This is a genomic window from Xanthobacter pollutisoli (genome assembly GCF_040044995.1).
Classification (GTDB): Bacteria; Pseudomonadota; Alphaproteobacteria; order Rhizobiales; family Xanthobacteraceae; genus Xanthobacter.
Genome location: NZ_JBDZDP010000012.1, coordinates 52,577 through 77,345 on the forward strand (window position 1 = coordinate 52,577; position 24,769 = coordinate 77,345).

Annotated in this window: 22 protein-coding genes and 3 pseudogenes; 13 read left to right on the plus strand and 12 right to left on the minus strand. The window is 65.4% G+C overall.

The window, feature by feature from the left end:
- Nucleotides 1–14: 14 nt before the first annotated feature.
- From ABLE93_RS19445 to ABLE93_RS19465, 5 genes and pseudogenes are all read left to right on the plus strand, one after another.
- The gene (locus ABLE93_RS19445; RefSeq protein ID WP_348841495.1) at nucleotides 15–497 is read left to right on the plus strand and encodes a tripartite tricarboxylate transporter TctB family protein; all 483 of its coding nucleotides are present in this window, start codon (nucleotides 15–17) and stop codon (nucleotides 495–497) included.
- A gap of 56 nt (nucleotides 498–553) precedes the next feature.
- On the plus strand, nucleotides 554–2,098 hold the full coding sequence (locus ABLE93_RS19450; RefSeq protein ID WP_348841496.1) for a tripartite tricarboxylate transporter permease: 1,545 nt from the start codon (nucleotides 554–556) through the stop codon (nucleotides 2,096–2,098).
- 70 nt (nucleotides 2,099–2,168) lie between these two features.
- Nucleotides 2,169–3,010 (plus strand): annotated as a pseudogene (locus ABLE93_RS19455) (IS3 family transposase); the annotation flags it as partial.
- Between the two features lie 279 nt (nucleotides 3,011–3,289).
- Nucleotides 3,290–4,372 (plus strand): IS110 family RNA-guided transposase, encoded by a 1,083-nt coding sequence (locus tag ABLE93_RS19460; protein WP_348841497.1) that lies wholly within the window; start codon nucleotides 3,290–3,292, stop codon nucleotides 4,370–4,372.
- A gap of 16 nt (nucleotides 4,373–4,388) precedes the next feature.
- Nucleotides 4,389–4,682, plus strand: a pseudogene (locus ABLE93_RS19465) (integrase core domain-containing protein); the annotation flags it as partial.
- Between the two features lie 60 nt (nucleotides 4,683–4,742).
- On the opposite strand, the pseudogene ABLE93_RS19470 reads toward ABLE93_RS19465, so the two are convergent.
- Together ABLE93_RS19470 and ABLE93_RS19475 are read right to left on the minus strand one after the other, a co-directional pair.
- Nucleotides 4,743–4,844, minus strand: a pseudogene (locus ABLE93_RS19470) (IS5/IS1182 family transposase); the annotation flags it as partial.
- 110 nt (nucleotides 4,845–4,954) lie between these two features.
- Entirely contained in the window at nucleotides 4,955–6,304 is a 1,350-nt protein-coding gene (locus tag ABLE93_RS19475) for an integrase arm-type DNA-binding domain-containing protein (protein ID WP_348841498.1), read from the minus strand.
- Between the two features lie 700 nt (nucleotides 6,305–7,004).
- Here ABLE93_RS19475 and ABLE93_RS19480 point away from each other — a divergent pair.
- A complete protein-coding gene (locus ABLE93_RS19480) occupies nucleotides 7,005–7,283 on the plus strand; it encodes a CopG family ribbon-helix-helix protein (RefSeq protein ID WP_348841499.1) in 279 nt (92 codons plus the stop codon).
- Nucleotides 7,271–7,579, plus strand: a complete 309-nt coding sequence (locus ABLE93_RS19485) for a type II toxin-antitoxin system RelE/ParE family toxin (RefSeq protein ID WP_348841500.1) — start codon at nucleotides 7,271–7,273, stop codon at nucleotides 7,577–7,579. Before ABLE93_RS19480 ends, ABLE93_RS19485 begins: the two co-directional genes overlap by 13 nt.
- Nucleotides 7,580–7,636: 57 nt before the next feature.
- On the opposite strand, the gene ABLE93_RS19490 is transcribed toward ABLE93_RS19485, so the two are convergent.
- A complete protein-coding gene (locus tag ABLE93_RS19490; RefSeq protein WP_348841501.1) occupies nucleotides 7,637–8,272 on the minus strand; it encodes an imm11 family protein in 636 nt (211 codons plus the stop codon).
- A gap of 455 nt (nucleotides 8,273–8,727) precedes the next feature.
- Entirely contained in the window at nucleotides 8,728–9,228 is a 501-nt protein-coding gene (locus ABLE93_RS19495; RefSeq protein WP_348841502.1) for a hypothetical protein, read from the minus strand.
- Nucleotides 9,229–9,500: 272 nt separating this feature from the next.
- On the opposite strand from ABLE93_RS19495, the gene ABLE93_RS19500 reads away from it, so the two are divergent.
- Entirely contained in the window at nucleotides 9,501–9,923 is a 423-nt protein-coding gene (locus tag ABLE93_RS19500; protein WP_348841503.1) for a LysR substrate-binding domain-containing protein, read from the plus strand.
- Nucleotides 9,924–10,457: 534 nt separating this feature from the next.
- Here ABLE93_RS19500 and ABLE93_RS19505 read toward each other — a convergent pair.
- The 7 genes from ABLE93_RS19505 to ABLE93_RS19535 are packed head-to-tail and all read right to left on the minus strand — an operon-like array spanning nucleotide 10,458 to nucleotide 18,713.
- Nucleotides 10,458–11,660: a xanthine dehydrogenase family Fe-S subunit gene (locus ABLE93_RS19505; RefSeq protein ID WP_348841504.1), complete on the minus strand. Its 1,203-nt coding sequence runs from the start codon at nucleotides 11,658–11,660 to the stop codon at nucleotides 10,458–10,460.
- The gene (locus tag ABLE93_RS19510) at nucleotides 11,657–12,502 is read right to left on the minus strand and encodes an FAD binding domain-containing protein (RefSeq protein ID WP_348841505.1); all 846 of its coding nucleotides are present in this window, start codon (nucleotides 12,500–12,502) and stop codon (nucleotides 11,657–11,659) included. Before ABLE93_RS19510 ends, ABLE93_RS19505 begins: the two co-directional genes overlap by 4 nt.
- Nucleotides 12,499–14,868: a xanthine dehydrogenase family protein molybdopterin-binding subunit gene (locus ABLE93_RS19515; protein WP_348841506.1), complete on the minus strand. Its 2,370-nt coding sequence runs from the start codon at nucleotides 14,866–14,868 to the stop codon at nucleotides 12,499–12,501. Before ABLE93_RS19515 ends, ABLE93_RS19510 begins: the two co-directional genes overlap by 4 nt.
- On the minus strand, nucleotides 14,865–15,743 hold the full coding sequence (locus tag ABLE93_RS19520) for an alpha/beta hydrolase (RefSeq protein WP_348841507.1): 879 nt from the start codon (nucleotides 15,741–15,743) through the stop codon (nucleotides 14,865–14,867). The genes ABLE93_RS19515 and ABLE93_RS19520 overlap by 4 nt, the downstream gene beginning before the upstream one ends.
- On the minus strand, nucleotides 15,740–15,934 hold the full coding sequence (locus ABLE93_RS19525; RefSeq protein ID WP_348841508.1) for a hypothetical protein: 195 nt from the start codon (nucleotides 15,932–15,934) through the stop codon (nucleotides 15,740–15,742). Before ABLE93_RS19525 ends, ABLE93_RS19520 begins: the two co-directional genes overlap by 4 nt.
- Entirely contained in the window at nucleotides 15,931–17,310 is a 1,380-nt protein-coding gene (locus ABLE93_RS19530; protein WP_348841509.1) for a UbiD family decarboxylase, read from the minus strand. Before ABLE93_RS19530 ends, ABLE93_RS19525 begins: the two co-directional genes overlap by 4 nt.
- Nucleotides 17,307–18,713, minus strand: coding sequence for a UbiD family decarboxylase (locus ABLE93_RS19535; RefSeq protein ID WP_348841510.1), 1,407 nt, complete (start codon nucleotides 18,711–18,713; stop codon nucleotides 17,307–17,309). The genes ABLE93_RS19530 and ABLE93_RS19535 overlap by 4 nt, the downstream gene beginning before the upstream one ends.
- A 377-nt stretch (nucleotides 18,714–19,090) precedes the next feature.
- Between ABLE93_RS19535 and ABLE93_RS19540 the strand changes: the two genes are divergently transcribed.
- The 4 genes from ABLE93_RS19540 (at nucleotide 19,091) to ABLE93_RS19555 (ending at nucleotide 22,671) form a co-directional block, all read left to right on the plus strand.
- A complete protein-coding gene (locus ABLE93_RS19540; protein WP_348841511.1) occupies nucleotides 19,091–20,197 on the plus strand; it encodes an ABC transporter substrate-binding protein in 1,107 nt (368 codons plus the stop codon).
- Nucleotides 20,197–20,985 carry an ABC transporter ATP-binding protein gene (locus ABLE93_RS19545; protein ID WP_348841512.1) on the plus strand — a complete coding sequence of 263 codons (789 nt, stop codon included), beginning with the start codon at nucleotides 20,197–20,199 and terminating at the stop codon, nucleotides 20,983–20,985. Before ABLE93_RS19540 ends, ABLE93_RS19545 begins: the two co-directional genes overlap by 1 nt.
- Nucleotides 20,982–21,755, plus strand: coding sequence for an ABC transporter permease (locus tag ABLE93_RS19550; protein ID WP_348841513.1), 774 nt, complete (start codon nucleotides 20,982–20,984; stop codon nucleotides 21,753–21,755). Before ABLE93_RS19545 ends, ABLE93_RS19550 begins: the two co-directional genes overlap by 4 nt.
- Nucleotides 21,756–21,867: 112 nt before the next feature.
- Entirely contained in the window at nucleotides 21,868–22,671 is an 804-nt protein-coding gene (locus ABLE93_RS19555; protein WP_348841514.1) for an ABC transporter permease, read from the plus strand.
- 6 nt (nucleotides 22,672–22,677) lie between these two features.
- On the opposite strand, the gene ABLE93_RS19560 is transcribed toward ABLE93_RS19555, so the two are convergent.
- Complete coding sequence (locus ABLE93_RS19560; RefSeq protein WP_348841515.1) at nucleotides 22,678–23,421, minus strand: GntR family transcriptional regulator; 744 nt, start codon at nucleotides 23,419–23,421, stop codon at nucleotides 22,678–22,680.
- A 296-nt stretch (nucleotides 23,422–23,717) separates the two neighbouring features.
- On the opposite strand from ABLE93_RS19560, the gene ABLE93_RS19565 reads away from it, so the two are divergent.
- On the plus strand, nucleotides 23,718–24,767 hold the full coding sequence (locus ABLE93_RS19565; protein WP_348841516.1) for an ABC transporter substrate-binding protein: 1,050 nt from the start codon (nucleotides 23,718–23,720) through the stop codon (nucleotides 24,765–24,767).
- Nucleotides 24,768–24,769 lie beyond the last annotated feature (2 nt).

Genomic DNA, 24,769 nt, shown 5'->3' on the forward strand with positions numbered 1-24,769 from the left:
GGAGGGAGGAGACAATGCATAGCGCATCGCAATCGCGCGGCAAGGATTTTGCGGGGGCAGGCCTTCTGGTGGCGACGGGGGCAGGGGCAGCCTATCTGGGGGGTGGCTACCACGTGGGCACGCTGAATCAGATGGGCGCCGGCTTTATGCCGGTAGTGCTCGGTGTTCTGCTCATCGTCATTGGCATTACCATCGCGCTGACGGCCCGCCCGCCGGCGATGACGGCGCCGGTAGAGGCGGTCCGGAACGGCATCGGTATTGCCACTGAGCTGCGCGGCTGGGCCTGCGTTCTGGGTGGCGTCGCGGCTTTTGTCGTGCTCGGCGAATATGGCGGGCTGGTGCCGGCAAGCTTCGCCTCGGTGTTCATCTCCGCCTTGGGCGACCGGTCCGCCAGCATCGCGCGCTCGGCCGCGCTGGCGGCGGCTCTCACCGCCTTCGCCGTCCTCGTCTTCCATTACGGCCTGGGCGTTCCGTTTCCGCTGTTCCGCTGGGGCTGAGCCGCCCCGAACGCGCTGTTTCAGAGCGCCCAGCCCAGACTTCGGTGGGACACCACATGCACCAGGCCCTTCTCGACCTCGCATACGGCTTCAGCGTCGCGCTGGAGCCGAACAATCTTATGTGGTCCGTCGTCGGCGTGCTGATCGGCAATCTGATCGGCGTGCTGCCCGGCATGGGCGCGCTGACCACCATCTCCATGCTGCTTCCGCTGACCTATGTGATCCCGCCCGTGCCGGCAATCCTGATGCTGGCGGGCATCTTCTACGGCTCCCAGTATGGCGGCGCCATCGGCGCCATCCTGCTCAACCTGCCGAGCCACCCGCCCCACGCCGTGACCTGTATCGACGGCTACCCCCTCACCCGCCAGGGCAAGGGAGCGATGGCGCTCGGCATCACCATGATGGCCTCGTTCTTCGCCGCCTCGGTGGGCATCGTGGTGATGATCTTCCTGTCCCCGCTGCTCGTGGAGGTGGCCTTCAAGTTCGGCCCCACCGAGATCTGCGCCATCATGCTGCTGGGGCTCCTCGCGGGGGCCACCATGTCGCGCAGCTCGCCGCTGAAGGGCGTCGCCATGACGGTGCTCGGCCTCTTGTGTGGCATGGTGGGCACCGACGTGATCTCCGGCACCCAGCGCTTCAACTTCGGCTTCATAGAACTCGCCGACGGCATCGAGCTCGGCGCGCTGTGCATGGGCCTGTTCGGCATCGCCGATTTCCTGGTGAGCGTGAACCGCACCGAGGTGAAGTCGTCCGACGCCAGAGTGCGGGTGAAGGACATGCGCCCCACCCTCGCCGAGATGCGGCAGGCCTTTTGGCCCATGGTGCGCGGCACCGCCGTCGGCACGCTGTTCGGTGCGATGCCCGGCACTGGGCCGACCATTACCACCTTCGTCGCCTATGCCCTGGAGCGCAAGATCGCGCGTGATCCCTCGCGCTTCGGCAAGGGAGCGCTGGAGGGGGTCGCGGCCCCGGAAGCGGCGTCTCATTCCAAGACCCAGGTGGACTTCATCCCCACCATGTCGCTGGGCATCCCCGGCGACGCGGTGATGGCGCTCATCCTCGGCGCGCTGATCATCAAGGGGGTACAGCCGGGGCCGCAGCTTATCACCGATCACCCGGACATCTTCTGGGGCCTGATCGCCAGCTTCTGGATCGGCAACGTGCTCTTGGTGATCCTGAACGTGCCGATGATCGGTGTGTGGGTGAAGATGCTTCAGGTGCCGTACCGCTACCTCTATCCTGCGGCGGTCTTTTTCATCTGCATCGGCGTCTACAGCACCAAGAACAGCCTGTTCGACGTGGGCCAGGTGGCCGCGTTCGGCATCATCGGGGCGGTGGCGCTCAGCCTGTCGTTCCCGGTGGCGCCCGTCGTGCTCGGCTTTGTGTTGGGGCCGATGGTTGAGGAGAACTTCCGCCGCGCCATGCTGATGTCCCACGGCGACTTGGCCGTCTTCGTGGAGCGGCCCATCAGCGCCGTCTTCATTTCAGCCTGCGCCCTCATTGTTCTGATCCAAATCCTCGGCTACGCCGCAAGGCTGAGAAGCCCGTCGATCAACCCGCGGAAGGCTGAGCAGGAGCGACAGGAACTCGTCTCCGAGTAGACAGTGAGGTGGTCCCCGAAACCCGAACAGGGAGCTAAGCTTGGTTCGGCCTGACGGAAGGACGAGCCCGATGACCGGGAAGAGGAAGCGATATTCAGCGGAGTTCAAGGCGAAGGTGGCCCTTGAGGCGCTCCGCGGGGAGCAGACGGTAGCGCATCTGGCCGCCAAGCACGGCGTCCACCAGACTATGATCAACGCCTGGAAGAAGCAGGCCGTCGAGGGAATGGCCACGGTTTTTTCCGGCAAGGCGGAAGCTGCCGATGCCGTCCGCGAGAGCGAGATCGACCAGCTCCATGCCAAGATCGGCCAATTGGTGGTGGAACGGGATTTTTTGCGTCGGGCCTCCGGGCGCTGAGCGTGGGGGCGAGACGCGAGATGATCGAACCGGATCACCCTCAACTGCCGATCAAGCGCCAATGCGCTCTGGTCGGCATCAGCCGGTCAGCGTTCTACCGCGGCCCGCGGACCGAAAGCCTCGAGACCTTTGCCGTCATGCGGGCGATCGACGGCCAGTTCCTCGAGACGCCCTGGTACGGCTCGCGGCAGATGGTTCGTCATCTGCGCCGGCAGGGACATGAGGTCGGACGCAAGCGCGTGCGGCGCCTCATGGCCCGCATGGGGCTGGCCGCCATCTACCAGCGGCCGAAGACCACAGTGCGGCATCCGCAGCACCGCGTCTTCCCCTATCTCCTGCGGAACATGGCGATCGACGAGCCTGACCAGGTCTGGTGCGCCGACATCACCTACATCCCGATGCGGCGCGGGTTCCTGTACCTGGTCGCCATCATGGACTGGCACAGCCGCAGGGTTCTGTCCTGGCGGCTGTCCAACACCATGGAGGCCGACTTCTGCATCGAGGCACTGGAGGAGGCCTTGTCCCGGTTCGGGCGGCCGGGCATCTTCAACACCGACAGTCAATGGATTGAGGCCAGTTCCCGGGCGGCCTGACTCGAACACCGATCGACCCTCCGGTTAAGCTGGCGCCGTGAGGCGCCCGGTGCGGCCTGACCCGCACTCCGATCGACCGACGTGTCTTTCCCCGGACCTGTCGGCCGCCCGGGAACGCCTTGCGGTGAGGGTTCACCTCGCCGTTGCCTGTGACCCGAGAAGGGCCTGACCATTGGGTCACGTGACTGTCCTGTCCATGCAGCTGGTCTGGTGAAGCCGTTCGGTCGAACCAGGAGGGCAAACATGGACGGGAAGGAAGAAGCAGACGCCCGCATTGTCATCGGAGGCGTCGACACCCACAAGGATTTGCACGTCGCAGCCGTCGTCGACGTTCATGATCGCGTGCTGGGGACGCGCTCGTTCGCGACCACCCGGCAGGGCTATCGGCAGATGTTGGCATGGATGCGCTCGTTTGGGAGTGTCCAGCGTGTCGGCGTCGAATCGACCGGCAGCTACGGCGCCGGCCTCCTGCGCTTCCTGCAACAGGCGGGCGTGACCGTCCTGGAGGTGACGACACCTGATCGGCAGGATCGCCGAAAGCGAGGCAAAAGCGACGACCTCGACGCACAGAGCGCCGCTCATGCCGCGTTCGCTGGCCAGCGCACCGTCACACCGCGCAGCCGCGATGGGATGATCGAGGCGTTGCGCGTGCTGGTGGCCTGCCGCAAGACGGCGGTGACGGCGCGGCGCATCGCCCTGCAGATGATCCACAACACAATCGTGGCCGCGCCCGACGGACTGCGTGACCAATTGCGAACCTTGACCCGAATGCAGCTGGTTCGCATGCTGGCAGCGTGGCGGCCGGACCTCACTGCCTATCGAGACGTCGAGGCGGCCTACAGGATCAGCTTGAAATCCCTTGCCCGGCGTTACCTCGAATTGCACGACGAAATCGCCGATCTCGATGCGATGATCGCCGCGATCGTCGAGGAGCTTGCACCCAACCTGATCGAACGCAACTCGATCGGCCATGTCGGGGCCGCACAACTATTGTTGACTGCGGGCGGCAATCCCGAACGCATGCGTTCCGAAGCCAGCTTCGCTGCCCTGTGTGGCGTCAGCCCCGTCCCCGCTTCGTCCGGCAAAACGATCCGGCATCGCCTGAACCGTGGCGGCGATCGCAGCGCCAACAGCGCTCTCCACATCATCGCCATCGGCAGGCTGCGCACCGACCAGAGAACCAAGGACTTCGTTGCACGCCGCATCGCCGGAGGCCATTCCAAGCTCGACGCGATCCGCTCCCTGAAGCGCTACCTGGCGCGAGAGGTCTTTACCCTCATCATGCAGCGCCAGAGGGAGATCAACGCCACCCGCATCGCCGCTTGACAAACAGAAGGGCGTCCAAGGCAGCCAGTTCACCAGCCCGCGGTTCACCCAGGTGCTGCTGGACGCCGGCGTACGGCTTTCCATGGATGGCCGCGGCCGGTGGATGGACAACGTGTTCATCGAGCGCCTCTGGCGGTCGCTGAAATACGAGTGCATCTACCTCAACGCCTTCGAGACCGGTTCCGAGACGCGGGCCGGGATCGGCCGATGGATCACCTACTACAATCGCACGAGGCCCCACTCGGTTCTCGGCGGCAGAACGCCGGAGGAGGTCCACATGGCCTGCGACGGCATCAACATGGCGGCGTGACACACACCAGAACCAAGCTTAGCGAAGCCCCCAAACTGTCCGCCAATGCGGGACCACCTCAATCACCCGGCGGTCATCGACACGCGCCACCCCGCGCACCTTGTTCGGCAGCAGCGGGGCGATGATCGCCCACGCCCCATCCGTTAGCTCGTGCCGGCGCATCCATCCCTCCCTCAATGGGGAGCTTGAATCACGCCGCCAACCCGACCGCAAATTATGGGGCCACGTTCTAGGGGATTTGTCGCTTTTCCATGCGACAACTGAAATTGTCGCTAACTCGCCATTACCTCACGCCTTTTAAATGAGTCCTCCGCGTGGCGGATTGCACGCCGCGTGGCTCCCAGACCGAGCCAGACAACGAGTTTCTCGTGCTTAGTGACCGCCTCCCCGAGCGCGTTGAAGATCGTTGAGCTCACGGCCTGCTGCTGGGCGCGCAGGTGGTCTTCCAGGAGCTTGTGCCGGGTGATGTAGCCGGCATTCACCCCAGGAATGGAGTGGTTCATCAGCATCCGAGCATCCAATTCGGAGACGCCTGCGGGGGTGGCAATCGTACGGAAGGTCTGACGCAGGTCGTTGCCCCATTTCGACAGCGTTTCTCGGTCTTCCTTCTGCTCGGCAAGATGCCCATCGGCGCTCTCGGCGGGGAAGATCCACTCCTGCGCCTCGAACGGATGCATCAGACGACCGAAGCGCATTGCCCGCATAAGGCATATGACCATTTGACGCGAGAGCGGGATATCGAAGGCGCGGTCGGCGCCTCCCTTGGGCTTGGGGACGTGCAGCACCCGTCGGCGCAGATCAATGTGCGAAACCTTGGCCTCCTTCAGTGCCGCAGGTCGGCATCCCGAAAGCAAAGTGAATAGGTGAAATTCTCGCCGAATGGGGTTGTCGATCACGGCCAATTCGAAAAACCAGCCCTTCAAGTCCGCGAGACCCATCCCGGTATCGCGGCGCTTCTCTCCGTTCCAGTCGATACTTCCGACGGGATTGTCGGCGGGCAGCTCCCGGTTGGTCTTGCGGGCGTGGTTGTATACGGCCCGAAGCGTCCGCATGCTGCCATTGGCAATGTAGGGGCCGTTCTCCTTGGTGATCGCATCATGCTTCGCGGCCACCTTCGCCGGGTCATTGCCGAGCTCGATCAGCGGCGTGTCCAGCCATTCTGCAAAGATGCGCTCAATGTGATCGCGATAGCTCTCGATGGTGCGCTCGCTTCGATTCTTGCGAGCCATGGAGATCTTGTAACGCTCCCACGCCGCTCGAAGTGTGATGCCGACGATCTTGGGAACCTCCGGGGCTGCGAGCGCGGCGGCCGTCGTCGCCTTGGCAATCCGCTCCTCGCCCTTGGGATGCTGCCCCCGGCTGATCTGCGCCAGATATTCCTTCGCCACCGCCCGCGCGGCGCGCGTTGACATTTCCGAAGTGTCGCCGATTGCGACACGAATGGTCGCCGCGCGCTTTCCCTCCTCCCTCAGATCGCCCTGGATGGTGAAGGTCTTCTTGCGGGCACCGACGACGAGAAAGAACCCCTTCAGCTCGATGTCTCGGACAATGTAGCGTCCATTCTCGGGGGGAGGGAGGCGCTCGATGGCCTTGTCGTTGATCTGGAAGCGTAGTTCGGCCATGGCGTAGTCCCTATTTTCTGAAACGGTTTTTGAAACGGTTTTGGCGGATCGAACAGTTTGGCGGTGCAAATTCCCTACAACGCGCGCGAATACGATTTTGTGATGATAATCAACATATTATAAGGATGCAAGAAAACTTAGAAGGGCCGGGGGATACCGTAGAAAAGTGCTATTTCTGAACTACGAATCTGGGGGTCGGGAGTTCGAATCTTCCCCGGCGCGCCATTAAATCAATGACTTAGCCGGAGTGCTGCAGGGCAGGCCTCTGAACCGGGTAACGCCCGGGTAACAAAAATCGCCCGCTAGGCCCGAGGTCGGCTCGATTGGATAGGGCAGCACCGAAACAGGCATCCGACTCGCCATCGCGGATACCCGCACATCGGCGCAGGACAGGCCGTTACCCGAGGCTTGTTACCCCGATGCGCTCTCGGGGCTCCCCGAGCTTCAAGATATGTCGCCCCAGAGGCCTGCCGAAGCCCATACATGGCCGGCCATGTACTGAAGAGGGCAGCGGTGGGCGTCGGCCGCCCCGACCTTTCACTTAGGAAAAATGGGTCCCTCCAAGACACTCCCCTCCAAGAAAACAAGGAAGCGGGTGGTGGAGCCTCGTCGGGAGCCTCCAATGGCTTCTCCGGTGGACAATGGGGAATGAGTGGCTACAGTAGCAAGAGGTATTACCAATTCACTGTGGAGCCGACGCATGGCAACGGCAACATCCATCAAGCTCGACGACGAGCTAAAAGGGCGCATCCAGCGCCTTGCCGAAATTCGCCGACGCTCCTCCCATTGGATCATGCGGGAAGCGATCGCGCAGTACGTGGAGCGCGAGGAAAGGCGCGAGGCCCTGCGCCAGGACACCGTCAAGGCATGGGATGAGTTCCAGGCAACGGGCGTGCATGCCACGGCCGAGGACGTCGAGAAGTGGTTGTCGAGTTGGGGCACTGAAAGCGAGCTGCCGGCACCTCAATGCCGCAAGTGAGGTTTTCCCCGGCTGCGATCCGCGACCTTGAGCGGCTAAGGGCGTTTCTGAGCCCGAAGAATCCTGCCGCCGCGAAAAGAGCCGGCGAAGCCATCGTAGGCGGCGTTCGTGCACTCGGCACACATCCTCACATGGGCCGGACGATCGACGGTCTACCCGAGCAGTTTCGGGACTGGCTCATCCCGTTTGGGGACAGCGGCTATGTCGCTCGCTACCACTTCAGCGACGATGGAGTGACCATCCTTCTCTTGAGGCACCAGAAAGAGATGGACTGGAGCGACAAAGGGGCGGTGTGAGGTTCTGCCAAACGTCGCTCGACTACGGCTCGCATCGATACAGCTTCAAATAGCAGATCAGATCACATCAACTTCGGTATAATCAAGTTTCTTAAGACCATTTTGTTCAATTAGCTCCTTGAGCTCTTCCGATACGAATACCTTATATAAATCCTCGATCGATCCATGCCACAGATGAAATGAACCCACAATATCTCGCCGCAATACGACATGAAAAGGACGATTGACCCGCATCGACTTCATGATTCCACCCATAGGCATCTGAGTTTCGCGAAGCTCGACATTAGAACGATCTATATCCACCGCATTAAGAACACGAGTGACGTTCATCAAGCAGTATTTCTTATCAAATTCTTTTCCTCTTTTGTCAATTGTATATTCTATATCAATAAACTGATTACCTGTCGATTCTAGCTTTCGATACAGGTTCTTGAACGAACGAGATGTAAGGCCAAAGCCGCCGATCAATCCGAACCCAAAATCGAATTCGAGCTGACGATGGGAACTTATTATCATCTCAGTCGGCGCCGCTCTAACGAAATCTATTGGCGCCTCGTAATGCAAGCCAAAATAGCCATCCAGAGTGGCGCCCTTAACAAAACGATCTCCGATTGCGGCGTCTCGCCTGTAGTCGTGTCTGCCTCCTCCGAACTCCGGATCAAGATAATGGCGAGCGTCCGTATTTGGGCTCACGATAAACGCTTTTCGCACTTGGTCCTCCAGATTACCGAGAGGTGACAGTTACGATACGGTATTACGACATATCCTACCGTATACAACACAACAACATGCATAACGCCGATGCAGGCTAGGAACATAATAGAGCGCCGTTTGCCATACCTGCGATGCTCCATCGAAAGGGGACCCTACTGCCAGTCACTAATGCTCCCATTATGAGCAGATTTCAGCGTTCGCAGCGATTTTCCGCTTGCAATTGCAAAAACACCCGGATTCAGCTCTGTTAGGCGTAGAAATTCGACCGAAATCTATACCTAATTACCATTTCAGGGGCGCGAGATGAGGGGTATCGGCGAAGGCCCTCGGATCGCCTGAGAGTGTGGATTGACAGGCGAATTGAGTTGGTATGAGAGGAACGAGCTATTCCGAGCGTCATCCTTCACAGTTGCCGTACAAATAATAGATATTGTCTATCCGAAATATATATAAACGACAACTCCATGACTGGGAGATACAAATATCATCCCTTCACGGTTCGCCGTCAACTGATAGAAATATCCAGGCTTCTGACTTATTCTTTCGACGTCGATGCTGGGAACGGTACGATCATTGCAGCCGCCATCGGCGCCGTATGCATAAATGTAATTTCTATCTTGCTGCCTTCCGCCGACAATCGGCGTCTTCATCCATGGGCTATAAGGATTGCGCGGATGGCCATGTGATGCGTCGCGGTCTGAGGATAGAAATTCCACTCCATTGGATCTAATTTTCTGAATTGTCTCTGGCGATAGCTTGAATATCGCATATCGGCATCCCTCTCTAAATCCATCAAAAGAATCAGATTTAATGAGTTTTGGATGTCCGAGCACTTTCGGTAGAACCGCGTCTTCCCATGGAAAAAGCAAATCGCAGGCGGATAGCCCGAGAAAGCCAAGAGCTACACAAGTCGCACGCACCCTCTCGAATTTCATCAGCCGGCATCCCTTTCTAGGGCCTCTCGTGGTCTCAGCGGCATACACCCCTTTCGTAGGGTTAGGGGAGGCTACCTTCAATCCCATGCCATGAGCCTCTCCCTGAGCACTCCCCTCCAAGAAAACAAGGAAGCGGGTGGTAAGCGCTCGCGTGGGCCTTCACCCCGAGCCGGCTCCCGACTTCGACGATCGCGGGGAGACGGACGAAGGCAGATCCTTTGCGGCCGGTCGCGCTATATACGTAATTTTGTTGTGAGAGCCTGCGCGACGGCATGACCGCGGTGAAGATCAAGCCGCGGCTGCAGCTGACCGTGGTGGGATCACCCGGCTATTTCGAAACGCGCGAGATGCCAAGGACACCGGCCGACCTCAGGGATCATGTTTGCATTCGCAATATCTATCCGAGCGGCACGGCCTACGCCTGGGAATTCAGCCGGGCGGGAAAGCTCATCGCGTTCGAGCCGACGGGGCCGATCTCGCTCGACGATCATGAGCTGATGGTCGAGGCTGCGCGCGCAGGCCTTGCCCTCGCCTACGTCTGGGAGGAGCGCGCGCGGCAGTTCATCGAGCGCGGCGAACTTGTCGAATGCCTCGCCAGTTGGTGTGCGCCCGAAGACTGGCTCTACCTCTATTATCCAGCCCGGAAATATCTGTCGGCAGGGCTTCGCGCGGTGATAGAGGCGCTGAGGGTGTGAAGCGCATGGCGCCTTCGCCGCGAATACAATCAAAGCCGGACGGTGGCAAAGTTCCTTGTGACGTTTGAATTCCAGACTGGATCAACGGCAGAAAAGTCCAAGCTCCGCCCAAAACTGATCAGCTCAAAATATTTCAAACCGAATCAATTCAATATCAAACTTATTCGAGTCTGATGCAATTTTTTTGGAGATCTTCTACAACCCCACCAGAAAGCACGCACGCAACGGGATGCTGTCACCCATCACTTCACCCCGCCGGCTGTGGAGCTCCAGGGCGCGGTGTCGCAGATGAGGAGCGTGCCGGCGAAGACGTCCGGCCGCGACTGGAGGAGCGCGGCGGGACGGTCTTCTCCCCGTGATTGGGAAAATCCGCCAGCGGACAGCCGTCAAGCGTCTCGTCCGCCAGCCCCGGCGCCTCGCCGATCTCATGGTGCGGGCGGATGAAGGCAGTCGTGCCCGCGCGTCGCGCGCAGTCAGCGCGGCAACCGCATCAGCCTCTCAAGAGCGACGAAGAAGTCCCTGCAGAAGCTTGACCTAGGCGTCGCCACCCCCACCGAACAGCGCCCTGAAACGGGCGCGGATCAGCTGGAGCAGCAGGCGCGTGGCGCTCAGCTCGGTGGCGGCGGGGATGGGCGCGCTGCCGCTCAGCTTGCGTTCCAGGTTCGCGGCGAAGTCCGCGGTGAGACGGGCGGCGAGATCGCGCACCAGGCCGGGACGGCCGAACTGGGCGAGGACGCCGCTGAGGGTGTAGCCCACCTCGATCTCCACCCGGCTGCTGTCCGGGTCGGGGCCGGGCAGGACGCGATATTCGATCGCCCCGCGCGCCGAGGACCGGCCGCGCGCGTCGAGGCCACCGCCGACGATGCGGCCGGAGCGGGTGGCGGGATCGCGGCTGATGCGGGCGGTGCCGCGGAATGCGGCCGCGATCGGGCCGATCTTCACCCGCATTTCCCCTTCGATCCGCTCCGGCGTCGGCGGCGCGGTCAAGGCGGCGCCGGGCAGGCAGGCGGCGACCGCCGCCACATCGCCCAGCACGGCGAACACCTCGTCGGGCGCGAAGGCGACGGTAAACGTCTGGACGAAGTGCGCCGCGGGACTGAAATCCGCCTCGTCCCCCGCCGGATCGGCCGCGCGGTGGGGTGGGCCGGAGGGCGTCGCCGCCACCGCTTTGGTGATCCGCACCTCCCCGGCCCCGGCGGGGGCGGCGGAAAGATGGGCGCCGGCCGGCCCGAGGGCCGTGCGGCCGGCGCCCGGCTGGGCGGGAATGCCGCGGGCACGGCGGTCGGCGATCACGGTGTGGATGGCGCGCACGATGCCCACATAGCCGGTGCAGCGGCACAGGTTGCCGCTCATGCCCACCCGGATGCTCTGCTCGCAGGCGCGGTCCAGGCGCACCACCAGGTCGCGGGCGGAGATCAGCATGCCGGGGGTGCAATAGCCGCACTGAAGGGCGTGCTCGCGGGTGAAGGCGGCGCGCAGCTCGGTGGCGATCTCGTCGTTGTCGAGCCCCTCGATGGTGGTCACCTCCGCCCCGTCGCAGGCCACGGTGGGCGTGATGCAGGAGCGGGCGGGGACGCCATCCACCAGGACGGTGCAGGCGCCGCACACGCCGTGCTCGCAGCCGAGATGCGTGCCGGTGAGGTTGAGCCCCTCGCGCACGAAATCGGCGAGGGCGGTGCGCGGCTCCACGCTGGCGGTGGTGCCGGTGCCGTTGACGGTCAGGGACACGGGGGTCATTGCGCGGCCTCCCGCACGGCGCGGCCGAGCACGGTGACATGGAAATGCCGGCGGACCGGATCGGCGACGCCGGCCTCCGCCAGCAGGGCGTCGGCGGCGGCGGGATCAAACTGGGCGGCGAATTCGCTGGTGATGCGGCCGCCGAACAGGCCGGAGGCGTCGGCGAGCAGCAGGGGGCGGGCATCCAGCGCGCCGATCACCACGCGCGCCGTCCGCGCCTGCGGGTCCACCAGCACCGCGCCGATGGCGTGGGCGAACTCGCCGGTCTTGCGGCAGGCCTTGGCATAGCCCCAGCGGGCGCTGGGGGCCAGCAGCGGCACCCGGACGGCCGCAACCATCTCCGCGGGCAGCAGCGCGGTTTCCAGCGCTCCCACCACGAAGTCGGAGAGGGGCAGGGTGCGGGTCCCGTCCGGTCCCTGAAGCACCAGGCGCGCGTCAAGGGCGGTGAGGGCCGACAGCCAGTCGGCGGCGGGATCGGCATGGCTCAGGCTGCCGCCCACGGTGCCGCGATTGCGCACCGCGCGGTAGGCGATGCCGCCCGCCACACGCTGCATGGCGCCGCGGGTCACGTCCGGCACCCTGCCGTCCTCGATGTCCGCATGGGTGACGCATGCGCCCAGCACCAGATCGTCACCCGCGCGGTCCGCCACGGCCAGCTCGCGGATGGCGGAGATGTCGATGACGAGGTCGGGCTCCGCCAGGCGCAGGTTGAGCAACGGGCCGAGCGACTGGCCGCCGGCCATGATCTTCACGTGCGCCCCGGACCGCTCGGCCTCCGCCAGGAGGGCGCATGCGGCGTCGAGCGTGCGCGGCCGCTCGAACTGGTAGGGGGCGGGCTTCATGCCGCGGTCCGCGACCGGCTGGCGCCCCGCGCCCCGAGGATGGCCTCGACGATGCGGTGAGGCGTGACGGGCGAATGCAGCATCTCCACGCCCAGGCCGCTGAGCGCGTCGTTGATCGCGTTGGTGATTGCGGCTGGCGGGGCGATGGCGCCGCCTTCGCCGATGCCCTTCACGCCGAACTGGGTGTAGGGGGAAGGGCTTTCCATGTGATCCAGCCGGGGCTCGGGCACCTCGGTGGGGCCAGGCAGCAGATAGTCCGCGAACGTGGTGGCGAGGGGCTGGCCGGCGTCGTCGAACGGCATCTCCTCATAGAGCGCGGTGCCGATGCCCTGGGCGAGCCCGCCATAGATCTGGCCGTCGACCACCATGGGGTTCACCAGCACGCCGCCATCCTCGACGATCACATAGTCGAGGATGTCCACCGTCCCGAGGTCGGGGTCCACGGCCACCGTCACCGCATGGGCGGCATAGCTGAACGTGCCGCTGTCGCGGACCGGCTTGTAGCCGGCGATCGCCTCCAGGCCCGAGGCGTCCACGTCGGCCGGGAGGTCCTGCGGGCGGCGATACCAGGTGTGGGCGATCTCCTTCAGGCTCACGCTGCCCGTGGCCGACGAGACGTGCCCGGCGGCCAGGGTCACGTCCTCGGGCGCGACCTGGAGCAGCCGCGCCCCGATGCGCGTCGCCTTGCCCGCCAGCTCCTTGCAGGCGGTGGCGACCGCGCCGCCGGCCATGACCATGCAGCGCGAGCCCCAGGTTCCGGTGGAATAGGGCGTGGCGGCGGTGTCGCCCAGCACCACCCGCACCCGGTCGATATCCACGCCGAGGATTTCGTTCGCCACCTGGGCGAGGGTGGTCTCCAGCCCCTGACCATGGGAATGGACGCCCACCTTGATCTCCAGGCCGCCGTCGGGGGTCATGCGGGCCGAGGCCATTTCGTGGCCGGGCACCATGGGGATGCCCCAACCGGCATAGACCGAGGTGCCGTGGGCGGCCTGCTCGCAATAGACCGCCAGCCCGACGCCGATGCGGCGCCCGTCCGGCTCGCCGGCACGCTGGCGCGCGCGAATGCCCGCCACGTCGATGGCGGCCAACGCGCGCTCCACCGCCTCGGGGTAGTCGCCGCTGTCGAAATGCTTGTTGGTGATGTTGTCGAACGGCATCTGGTCGGGCCGGATCAGGTTCTTCAGACGTAGCGCGGAGGGCTCGATGCCGGCCTCCCGCGCCACCGCGTCCAGCACCAGCTCGAGGGCGAAGCAGACGCCGGTGCGCGCCACGCCGCGATAGGGCAGGATCGGGCACTTGTTGGTGGCGGCGGAGAAGGTGCGGCAGCGATAGGCCGGGAAGTCGTAGGGGCCCGGCAGGATGCTCGCCACCTGCGCGGCTTCAAGACACGCCGAGAACGGGTAGGAGGAATAGGCGCCGGAATCCACCGTCGCCTCGCAGTCGATCCCGCGCAGGCGGCCGTCGCGGTCGGCATAAGCCGTGATGCGGTAATGGTGCTCGCGGCAATTGGCGCTGGCGGTGAGGTGCTCGCGCCGGTCCTCGATCCAGCGCAGGGGAAAGCCCAGGCGCATGGTGGCCCAGGACAGGCAGACCTCCTCCGGCAGCAGAATGCCCTTGTGCCCGAAGCCGCCGCCCACGTCGGGCGAGACAACGCGGATGCGCTCCTGCGGCATGCCGAGGCATTCGGACAGGCCGTTGCGGTTGATGTGGGGCATCTGGGTTGCGGAATAGACGGTCAGCTGATCGAGGCGGTGGTCGAAGGTCGCCACCACGCCGCGGCCTTCCAGCGGCGCCATGCACTGGCGCGAGGTGGAGATCTCCCGGGTGACCTTGATGGGCGCGTCCAGCGCGCTCTCGAAGTTCACGTCCACGAAGGCTTCCAGGAAGACGTTGTCGCCCCAGTGCTCGTGCACCAGGGGCGCACCGGGCTTCAGCGCCTCCCGCATGTCGTGAACCGCGGGGAGCTCCTCGAGGTCGAGCGTCACTGCGGCGGCGATGTCCTCCGCCTCGGCGCGGGTGGCGCCGATGCACATGGCCACCAGCTCGCCCACCTGCCGCACCTTGCCGGTGGCCAGCACCGGCTGCTCGGAGATTTTGAAGCCCGGCAGGCCGGACACCGCGCGGATGGGCGCGACGCCTTCGAGGTCGGCGGCGACGAAGACCCGGTCCCGCAGATGGTCGGGGATGGCGATGCCGCGGATGCGGGCGTGGGCGAGAGGGCTGCGGACGAAGGCGACGTCCTTCATGCCCGCCAGGCGGATGTCGGCCACGAACTGGCCGCGCCCGCGCATCAGCCGATCATCCTCCTTGCGCAGCACCCGCGCGCCGACGCCCTGGCTGGAGCCCGTACCTGCACTGCTCATGGGCGGCCCGCCGGGATGTCGTCGGCCAGCGACCGGGCGAGCTTCACCAGCACGCCGTCCGCGCGGCACAGATGGGCAAGGATCGAGAAATGGTTCTCGCCCGCGATGGGCACCAGCGCGCCCGGTGCATGGGCCGCTGCCCGCTTGGCGTGGAACAGGCGGGCATCCTGCACCAGGGCCGGCACTTCCGCAGAGCCGTAGGCGATGGTGAGCGGCTTCATGACCACCGGCAAGCGCAATGGCGACAGGGTCTCCACCTCGTCCGGGGTGAGCGCCAGCACGGCGTTGAGCTTGGTGTCGCGGATTGGCCCCAGCTCGTACACCCCCGATATGGCAAGGCCGGCTTCGACCGCCGGGTGATCCAGCGCCAAGGCCGTAAGGTGCGCGCCGGCCGACCAGCCGGAAAGAATGATCGGCCCCGCGATGCCGTGGGCAGGGCCTTCGGCGGCGAGCCAGTCCAGGCAGGCGCGGATCTCGGCCACGATCTCGCTCAGCGAGGCGTCGGGGGCGAGGGTGTGGCTCGGCACCGCCACCGACCAGCCCACGGCGTTCGGCCCCTCCGCCACCATGGCGAAGACCTCACGGGAATTGCGCTGCCAGTAGCCGCCGTGGATGAAGACCAGGCAGGGCGCGGCAGGGTCCGCGGCGGGATAGAGGTCGATGCGCGTGCGCTCGGTCGGGCCATAGGCGAGGTCGAGCTTCGCGCCGGGGCGCGCGCGCTTCTCCGCCGACAGGCGGTTGCGCTCCTCGATCAAGGCGGGGGAATTGGCCACTGCCCCGTTATTGTCGTAGGCGGCATCCCGCTCGGCCTGGGACAGGGTGGCCCAGTTGAGTCGCGGATCGTCGTGGTCGCTCACGCGGTGCTTTCCCATCATGGTGCGGTCTTGAGCCAATAACGGCCGTGCTCGTCGCGGTCGAGGTCATGACCTTCGCGCACCTCGCTCCAGGCCTCCAGCGTGGCGCGGTAGGTCTGGTCCGAGAGGGCGTCGATCACCTGCCAGAAGAAGGTCGGCTGCTGCAGCAAGGCGAGGATGCGCGCCGCGAGGGGAGAGGGGGTGTCGCTCACAGATAGTCCCTCAGCTGCACGGCGCTCCTGAAGGCCGGCTCGATGCGCTCGTAGCGGAACGCCGGAATGCCCTCCGGGATGGTGGCGTCGATGCCGAACTTGGCGGTGGTGGGCAGTTCGCCCGGCTTCAGGTCCCAGGGGCGCTGGCTCGGGTCCACGTGCTTGCCCTTGAGGCCGGAAAGCACCACCACGTCCTTGTCCGCCTGGCAGCGGAAGGTGACCGCCCATTCCACCTGCGCGGGGTCGTCGATGTCGATGTCGTCGTCGGTGACGATCACCTGCTTGACCACCGGCAGGGCGAGCAGCGCCGCGATGGCATTCTTGCCTTCGCCCGCCCTTTTCTTGATGGCCGCCACAACCGACCAGCCGCAGCATCCGCCCTCGGTGGCGCGCACCGCGGTGGCCTGGACGCCAATGAGGCCAAGGATGCGCATGCATGCGGCTTCGGTGGCCGGGCCGTTGAGCCAGTCATTCTCCCACGGCATCTGCAGCGCGTAGAAGATCGGGTTCTCCCGGTGGGTGATGGCGTTCACGCGGAAGATGGGGTTGTGCTTCAGGTCGCCCTGCATGCCGGCGAACTCGCCGAACGGGCCTTCGTCCGCGGTCCAGCCGTTGGGCAGCAGTTCGCCTTCCAGCACGATCTCGGCGTGGGCCGGCACCTTCAGCGGAACGGTCTTGCAGGCGGCAAGGCGCGCAGGCGCGCCGCGCAGGCCACCGGCGATCTCCATCTCGTCCACGCCCGCGGGCGCCTTGTAGGCCGCGCCCATGTGCTCGAAGGCATGGACACCGATGGCGACGGCGATGGGCATCGGTTCGCCGCGCTCGAAATGACGGGTGTAGTAGCGCCGCAGGTCCGAGGCGGTGAACAGGTCGATGGCCATCTCCCGCCGGGTGCGGAACATGAGCCGGTAGCAGCCGGCATTGGGACCGAGGTCGGGATCGTCGGCAAAGGCGATGCCGGCGGAGATGTAGGGGCCGCCATCCTTCTGGTGCATGAAGGGGATGGGCAGCGCGGAGAGGTCTACGTCGTCGCCCAGCACCACCTTCTGCTGGCACGGCGGATTCTCCACCATCACCGGCGCGAACGGCCGCGCGACGCCCTGAGCGAAGCGCCGGCCCAGCTCCGCCTCGGGCCAGCCGAGCGCCGAGGCGGTGCGGGCGCGGGTCCAGAACAGACCGCCCACCACGGGGATGTCATAGGCCTCCACCCGCTCGAACAGCAGGGCGGTGGGCGACTGGCCGATCAGCGCCGTCATGTGCTGCGGCTTGACCTCCTTGCCGACGCTGCGCAACTGGCCTTCCCGGGTCATGCGGGCGAGCATGCCGCGGAAGTCCTCGAACCCGGCGTCGGTGCTCGCGGTCACGGCGATGGTCACAGCGACACCCCGGCGGCCTGCAGGATGGCGTGGGCGCGGGCCTTGCTCTCCTCGGTGATGACGAGGCGCTCGGCGAAGTCGCGGCCGGTGGGCCGGGTGGCGTCGATGCCCATCTTGGTGAGGGTGAAGCTCTCCGGATCCGACGAGGGGTCGAGGATCGCGCCCTTGGCGCCGGGCACCATGAAGATGTCCTTCTCCGCCCGCACCCGGGTCGCGATGGCCCACATCACGTCGTTCATGTCGAAGATGTTCACGTCCTCGTCCACGACGATGACGTACTTGGTGTAGAGCTCGGTGCCGAGCGCCGCCATCACCGCCATCTGCGGCTCGCCTTCGGCGATCTTCTTCATGGAGACGATGGCCATGAAGGCGCCGCAGGTGGAGTGCGGCACGTGCACCGCCTTCACGTTCGGCAGGTTGCGTTTGAGGGCGTTGAGGATCTCGCCCTCGCGGGTGATGCAGGTGGTGAGGATGTGGTCCTTCGCCATGCCCGAGACCACGGAATGGTACATGGCGTCCCGCCGCATCCGCACCCGGTGGGCGACGAACACGTTCTGGGTGGAGCGGTAGGAGGCATAGCCGGTGAACTCGCCGAACGGACCTTCCGGCTCGTGCACGTCGGCGAGGATCTCGCCCTCGATGATGATCTCGGCGCCGGCCGGCACCTCCAGCCCCTCGATGCCGCAGCGGGCGACGCGATAGGGCTCGCCGAACAGGCCGCCGATGATCTCGAACTTCCGCACGTTGGGCGGATAGGCATAGACCATCGAGCCCATGTAGTGCAGCGGGTGGATGCCCAGCGTGATCGCCACCGGCAGCGACTTGCCCATCTCCTGCGCGCGGCGATGGAATTCGTACATGCGCCGGCGCGAATGCAGGGACACGCCCAGGCGGTTCTTGCCCTTCAGCATCAGGCGGTGAAAGCCCGTCGTGTCCACGCCGGTCACGGGGTCGCGCGCCACCAGCTGGCCGGCGGTGATGTAGGGCGCGGCGTCCACGGAAAATTGCAGCGGAATGGGCAGCTTGGTGAGGTCGATATCGTCGCCTTCCAGCACGATGTCGTTCCACGGCGCGTCATCCACCACGTCGCACGGGATGTAGTTCTGGACGCGGGAGCGGAAGGCGGCAGGCAGGTCGTCCGCCGCGACTCCCAGCAGGCCGGCGAGGACCTTGCGGTTGGCGGCGATGTTCGTGACCACCGGCATGTCGAAGCCTTCGACATTCTCGAACACCAGCGTGGGATCGCGCCCCGCCTTCTCCAGCTCGAACACCATGGTGGTCATGTCGAATTCGCGCTTCACCGGAACCTTGATGCGCAGGATCTCGGCCGGAAATTCCGATTCGACGAAATCCAGGAAGCCGCGAAGCGACTGGCGATCATTCACGGGGTTCTTGACCAGCATCTGTGTCCTCGGTGTTTCCAGCCCCAGGGCTGCGCGGTTCGCGCAGGGGCCGGCGGGGCTTATGGCGCCCGGCGTCTCGGTTTCGCTCGCCCTGGTTTTAGCAAGGCATGTGCCATGCAGGGGAATGCTGCCGGCTCCCAGATTTACACGGCGGGATGCCCGTTGCGATGGTGTTTTCTCTCGATGATGCATGGCCCCTGCACAGCATGCCCGGCCCCAGAGGCGTTATCGATAAAGTCCGAAGGGCTGGGCATATGCATGCCGGGGACGCGTGCGCGCGTTGCGCCACAAGGGGGAAAGCCCCGTCTTTCCACATGCCGCGGCTGGCATAGCACTTGCAAAACCATGATCGATCACGGCGACATGACGAGGGCCAGATGCTGAAGCTGACGCGACGCGGGTTCATGGGTTCGATGCTGGCGGCCCCGGCTGTCCTGGCCGCGCCCGCCATCATCGGCTCCGCCCATTCCCAGGAGAAGCGCAAGATCACCTTCACCTTGCCGTTCCTGGCCGAGGGCAACAACGCCTACGTGTTCGTGGCCAAGGCCAAGGGCTATTGGGACGAGCTCGGCCTCGACGTCACGGTCAGCCGCGGCTACGGCTCGGTGGCGGCCGCCCAGGCGATCGCGGCGGGGCAGTTCCAGTTCGGCATGGCGGTGCCCACCGCCGCCATCCAGCAGGCCGCCAAGGGCCTCGGCCTCGTCGCCATCGCATCGGCGGGCTACGACGCCACCATGGGCATCTGCCTCCTGAATTCCAGCCCGATCCACGCGCCGAAGGATCTGGCCGGCAAGAAGATGGCCTCGGTGGTCACCTCCGGCGAGCACCCCTTCCTGCCCGCCTTCGCCAAGATCACGGGCTTCGACCTGAAGTCGGTGGAGATCGTGCAGACCGACGCCAACGTCCGCCAGCGCCTGCTGACCACCGGCCAGGTGGACTGCATGTCGGGATTTGCGGTGTCCTTCATCCCGCCGCTGATTTCGCAGAATTACGAAGCCCACGCCATGCTCTACAGCAATCACGGGCTGACCCTCTACAACAACGCCCTCCTGACCCAGCCCGCCACCCTGGAGAAGGAGCCCAAGCTCTGCGCGGACGTCGCCGCGGGCCTGCTGAAGGGGCTGAAATACACGCTGCTGGAGCCGGAAGAGTCCATCAAGCTGTTCGCGAAGGAAGTGCCGGAGACCACCCTGTCTCCCGGCGGCCTGGAGCGCACCCGCATCGGCATCGGCATCTGCTCGAACTCGGCCTTGTTCGACGTGGCGCAGAAGAACGGCCTCGGCTACGCCTCGGAGAGCGACTACGGCGAGATGATCGACCTCGTCATGAAGTACGTGGCCGGCCCGTCCGACAAGGCACCGAAGGTCAAGGACGTCATGTCCAACGACTATATCGGCAAGCTGATGCTCACCCCGGAGGAATGGACGCAGGCCAAGGCGAAGGCGCAGCCCTTCGTGAAGTATCTCGCCGAGAAGGCCGGCTGATGGCAACCAACATCGCGGTCGAGAACGTCCGCAAGGTCTATCAGACCGGCAAGGACGAGGTGGAGGCGGTCTCGAACGTCTCCTTCACCGCCCAGGAGGGCGAGTTCGTCGCCATCCTCGGTCCCTCCGGCTGCGGCAAGTCCACCTTGCTGATGATGTGCGCGGGACTGGAGAGCGTCACCTCCGGCCGCATCATGGTCGATGGCGAGGCCATCACCCGTCCGCGTGCCCACGTGGGCATCATGTTCCAGGATTCGACCCTCCTGCCGTGGAAGACGGTGATGGAGAACATCCTCTTCCCCGCGCGGGTCCAGAAGCGCCCGCTGGCCGAGCATCGGGAGCGGGCCCGCGAACTGATCGACATGGTGGGGCTATCGGGCTTCGAGGAGAAGAAGCCGCACCAGCTCTCCGGCGGCATGCGCCAGCGGGTCGCCATCTGCCGGGCGCTGGTGACCGACCCCGACATCCTGCTGATGGACGAGCCGTTCTCCGCGCTCGACGCCATGACGCGGGACGAGATGAACGATGCCCTGCTCGACATCTGGGACCGCTATCGCAAGACCGGCCTGTTCGTCACCCATTCCATCCGCGAGGCGGTCTATCTCGCCGACCGGGTGCTGGTGATGACCCGCCGCCCCGCCACCGTGGTGGAGGACCTGCGCATTCCCTTCCCCCGCCCGCGCGAACGCTCCATCGGCGAGAAGGCAGAGTTCAACGAGATCTGCGCCCATCTGCGCAACCTGATCGAGCGGCGCGAAGACGGTGGCCGCCGGGCGAGGGCGGCATGAGCACGGCCGCGAGCGGCACGAAGGAGCAGGTGCTTGCCGTCGCACTGCCTGTTTTAGTCGGCCTCGGGGCGCTGGCGGCCTGGCAGATTGTGACCCGCGCCTTCGCCATCTCGCCCGTGCTGCTGCCGGCGCCGAGCGATATCGCCTCGTCCTTCGGCACGATCGCAGGCGTGCTGGCGCGTAACGCCTGGCAGACCGGCTCGGAGGCGCTTGTCGCCTTCGGCCTGTCGGCGGTGCTGGGGGTGGTGGCGGCGCTGGTTCTGACGTCCTCGGCAGTGGTGTTCCAGGCCTTCTATCCCCACGTGGTGGTGTTCCAGATCATCCCGAAGATCGCCCTGGCGCCGCTGTTCGTGTTCTGGCTCGGTTTCGAATCCCCGTCGCGGCTGTCCTATTCCGTATTCATCAGCTTCTTCCCGGTGGCGCTCGCCACAATGACGGGGCTCGACCGGGCCGACGCCAACGCCCTGCGGCTCTGCCGCGCGCTCACGGCGAGCCGGTGGCAGACGCTGTTTCTGGTTCGGGTGCCCTATGCGCTGCCCTATTTCTTCTCGGGCCTGAAGATCGCCGCCACCATGTCGGTGATCGGCATCGTGGTGGGGGAGTTCATCTCGTCCAAGAGCGGCCTCGGCCATTACATCCTCACCGCCCAGTCGCGCAGCGAGACCACGTTCATCTTCGCGGCCCTGGTGGTCTTGTGCATCGTCGGCCTCGTTCCCTACGCCATCGCCGTGACCGGCGAGCGTCTGGCCCGCAAATGGTGGCGCGGATGAACGGCCGGCATCCCCATCCCGCCCGCCTGCGCGAGGGTTCGACCCGATGAAATCGGCGGCGGCATCGCTCGATCCGTCCGCCTCGCGGCCGGACAACGGACAGGGACCCCGGATGGCGGTGATGATCGGCGGCATTTGGCGCCGCGTCCGGCTGGCGCAGCGGGTGCTGCTGCCGCTCGCGGTGGCGATCCTGACGCTGCTCGCCTGGGAGTATGGCACGCGGCTCGCGAAGATCTCCCCGCTCCTCATCGCCCCGCCCTCGGCGGTGTGGAGCACCCTCAAGGAATCGTTTCCGATCCTGCTTCAGCAGGCAATGCCGACCCTGACCGAGACGGTGGTCGGCTTCCTCCTGGCTGCTCTGCTCGGCGTCACCCTCGGCACCGTTCTGGTGCTGTCGCGGCGGGTGAGGCAGGCGCTCTATCCCCACATCCTGCTGTTCCAGCTGATCCCGAAGGTGGCGCTGGCGCCGCTGTTCATCGTGTGGCTGGGCATCGGGCCGACCTCGCGGCTCTCCTTCGCCGTCTTCCTGGCGTTCTTCCCGGTGGTGGTCGCCACCATGGCGGGGCTGATGAGCGCGGATCGCGACATCCTGCGCCTCTGCACCGCCCTGACCGCGACGCGCTGGCAGACCTTCGTCAGCGTGCGCGTGCCCTATGCCATGCCCTATCTGTTCGCCGGCCTGAAGATCTCCGTGACCATGGCCATCATCGGCGTGATCGTGGGCGAGTTCGTCACGGCCCAGGAAGGGCTGGGCTATATCATCATGTTCGCCTCGTCGGCGGATGATACGGCCCTGGTGTTCGCGGCCATCGCCATGCTGTGCGCCGTGGGTCTGTCCCTCTACGGCCTGGTGGCGCTGGCCGAGGTGTTGGTGCAGCGCCGGCTCGGGGTATCGATCACGTCGAGCGAATTCTAGGGGATCTCAACGGGCGGGCGAGGGGCTGATGTCCGCCCCGTCGAAATGCACGCCGTGCCGCTCCGCCGTATCGTCGATATGGCGCGTGAGCGTCTCCACCGCGTCCCACTCCGCCCCCGAGGTGACCAGCTCGAACAGCGCCTCGTGGTCCGGCTTCGCGCCCGCCTCCACGGAGAGGTTGCCCGCATCGAGGCGGCGGTAGCGGTCGATCTCCTCGTACCATTGCCGCGCCAGATCCACCGCCGCCGGCATGCCGGAGCCCTCGATCAGGGCCAAATGGAAGGCCTGGTGCAGGCGTTCCCATTCCTCGTTCAGCGGCCGCAGGTCGCCCACCTGGGCGTCGATGGGCTGGAATGCCGCGAACGCGCGTTCCACCGCGCGGCGCCAGTCCGCCCCGCCATTGCGCAGCGAGGCCCCCAGCAGCCAAGGTTCCACGCGCCGCCGCAGCAGGAGCAGGCTCGCGAGCCGGCCGCGATCGGCGCCCGCCACGTGGAAACCGTGCTGCGCCTCCGTGGTCACGAGGCCCTCGCCCACGAGGCTCCAGAGCGCCTCGCGCACCGGCGTGGCGCCGACGCCGTAATGCTCGCTCAACTCCCGCACGGAGAGGCGCGTGCCGGGCGGCAAAGCGGCGGTGAGCACGTCGCGCCGCAGTGCCTGGCGGACGGCGTCCGTCAAGGTTTCCGCCACGCCCTGGGAGAGGAGGGCGCGCTTGGCCACGTGCTCGATTTCGTCCTTGCTGCGCTTTGCCATCACCTGTGCCGTGCCGGAGGCCATGCTCTGCGATCAGGCCTGGGGGCCTGTGCGGGGGCGGTCAAATTGTGCGCTCTCCGCCCGGGCTGCGGCACTCTCGATTGGTGCTGAAGAACGATGCCGGATGACGCCAACTTGAGCCGCCGAAGTGCATAATATGCGCAAACTCCAAGGTGCTTTCCATTTTCGACGAATTTTAAAGAGCCTAACATTCTAAAGATAGTCCCTTAGCGGCGTGCAGCTTCTCCCGGCGTGCGGGTCGGCGACGCGCGCGCGGCCACCCTTCGAGGCTCAACATGGCAGGACGCTGCGGAAGGTGGGGCGGGATCGTCGGGAGCAGCTCCCGCATCACCCGCACGGGACGGCTGCTGGCGGGAGCGCTGGCGTTCGCCGCTGTGCTGGGCGCCCCGGCGGCCCGCGCCGCCGACACTGTGCAGCTGGCGCTGAGCTGGCTGGTGAGTGGCAAGAACGCCGGCTATTTCGTCGCGCTTCAGAAGGGCTATTACGCGGCGGAGGGGCTGAACGTCACCATCTCCCGCGGCAGCGGCTCGGGCGACACCATCAAGCGCATCGCCGCGGGCGAATCCACCTTCGGGCTGGCCGATTCCGCCTCCGTCCTGCAGGCGCAGGCCGACGAGGGGACGCCGGTGAAGATGGTGGCGATGATGTCGGACAAGTCGCCGGTGGCGGTGCTCTACGTGGCCGAGGCGGGAAACGCCAAGCCGCAGGATTTGAGGGGCAAGACCATCGCGCGGTCGGCCGCCGGCGCGTCGGTGAACATGTTCCCGGCCTTCCTCAAGGCCAACGGGATCGAGCGCGCCAGCCTGAACGAGGTGGTGGCGACGCCGTCGAGCTTCGTGGCGCTCATGCTGTCGCGCAAGGTGGAGGCGGTGCTCGACCAGAGCTCCTATCTTCAGCGCTACCGCAAGGCCGGGGCGGCGGCGGGCGTCCGCATCGACGCCTTCCGCTACGCCGATTACGGGCTCGACATCTATGGCGACGTGATCTTCGTGAAGACCGACCTCGCCACCGGCAATCCGGACCTCGTCCGACGGTTCGTGCGTGCGTCCATCAAGGGCAGCGAATACGCCTTCGCGCACATCCCCGAGGCCATCGAAATCCTGCGCAAGACCAACCCCGAGATCGAGCCGGACATCGGCCAGGCGGAGCTCCAGGACTATACCGATCTTGCCTGGACCGCCGGTGCGCGGGCCCACGGGCTCGGCACATTCGACCCCGAGCGCATGCGCCACGTGCAGGGGGTGCTGGCGGAATATCTCGGGCTGAAGACAACGCTGCCGCTGGACCAGGTCTATTCGGCGCAATTCCTTCCAAAGAAGGACTGATC

What these genes read in the sequence shown, in the direction of transcription:
- ABLE93_RS19445 (WP_348841495.1), top strand. Translation starts at nt 15, where the DNA reads ATGCATAGCGCATCGCAATCGCGCGGCAAGGATTTTGCGGGGGCAGGC.
- ABLE93_RS19450 (WP_348841496.1), top strand. Translation starts at nt 554, where the DNA reads ATGCACCAGGCCCTTCTCGACCTCGCATACGGCTTCAGCGTCGCGCTG.
- ABLE93_RS19460 (WP_348841497.1), top strand. Translation starts at nt 3,290, where the DNA reads ATGGACGGGAAGGAAGAAGCAGACGCCCGCATTGTCATCGGAGGCGTC.
- ABLE93_RS19475 (WP_348841498.1), bottom strand. Translation starts at nt 6,304, where the DNA reads ATGGCCGAACTACGCTTCCAGATCAACGACAAGGCCATCGAGCGCCTC.
- ABLE93_RS19480 (WP_348841499.1), top strand. Translation starts at nt 7,005, where the DNA reads ATGGCAACGGCAACATCCATCAAGCTCGACGACGAGCTAAAAGGGCGC.
- ABLE93_RS19485 (WP_348841500.1), top strand. Translation starts at nt 7,271, where the DNA reads ATGCCGCAAGTGAGGTTTTCCCCGGCTGCGATCCGCGACCTTGAGCGG.
- ABLE93_RS19495 (WP_348841502.1), bottom strand. Translation starts at nt 9,228, where the DNA reads ATGAAATTCGAGAGGGTGCGTGCGACTTGTGTAGCTCTTGGCTTTCTC.
- ABLE93_RS19500 (WP_348841503.1), top strand. Translation starts at nt 9,501, where the DNA reads ATGACCGCGGTGAAGATCAAGCCGCGGCTGCAGCTGACCGTGGTGGGA.
- ABLE93_RS19505 (WP_348841504.1), bottom strand. Translation starts at nt 11,660, where the DNA reads ATGACCCCCGTGTCCCTGACCGTCAACGGCACCGGCACCACCGCCAGC.
- ABLE93_RS19510 (WP_348841505.1), bottom strand. Translation starts at nt 12,502, where the DNA reads ATGAAGCCCGCCCCCTACCAGTTCGAGCGGCCGCGCACGCTCGACGCC.
- ABLE93_RS19515 (WP_348841506.1), bottom strand. Translation starts at nt 14,868, where the DNA reads ATGAGCAGTGCAGGTACGGGCTCCAGCCAGGGCGTCGGCGCGCGGGTG.
- ABLE93_RS19520 (WP_348841507.1), bottom strand. Translation starts at nt 15,743, where the DNA reads ATGATGGGAAAGCACCGCGTGAGCGACCACGACGATCCGCGACTCAAC.
- ABLE93_RS19535 (WP_348841510.1), bottom strand. Translation starts at nt 18,713, where the DNA reads ATGCTGGTCAAGAACCCCGTGAATGATCGCCAGTCGCTTCGCGGCTTC.
- ABLE93_RS19540 (WP_348841511.1), top strand. Translation starts at nt 19,091, where the DNA reads ATGCTGAAGCTGACGCGACGCGGGTTCATGGGTTCGATGCTGGCGGCC.
- ABLE93_RS19545 (WP_348841512.1), top strand. Translation starts at nt 20,197, where the DNA reads ATGGCAACCAACATCGCGGTCGAGAACGTCCGCAAGGTCTATCAGACC.
- ABLE93_RS19550 (WP_348841513.1), top strand. Translation starts at nt 20,982, where the DNA reads ATGAGCACGGCCGCGAGCGGCACGAAGGAGCAGGTGCTTGCCGTCGCA.
- ABLE93_RS19555 (WP_348841514.1), top strand. Translation starts at nt 21,868, where the DNA reads ATGGCGGTGATGATCGGCGGCATTTGGCGCCGCGTCCGGCTGGCGCAG.
- ABLE93_RS19560 (WP_348841515.1), bottom strand. Translation starts at nt 23,421, where the DNA reads ATGGCAAAGCGCAGCAAGGACGAAATCGAGCACGTGGCCAAGCGCGCC.
- ABLE93_RS19565 (WP_348841516.1), top strand. Translation starts at nt 23,718, where the DNA reads ATGGCAGGACGCTGCGGAAGGTGGGGCGGGATCGTCGGGAGCAGCTCC.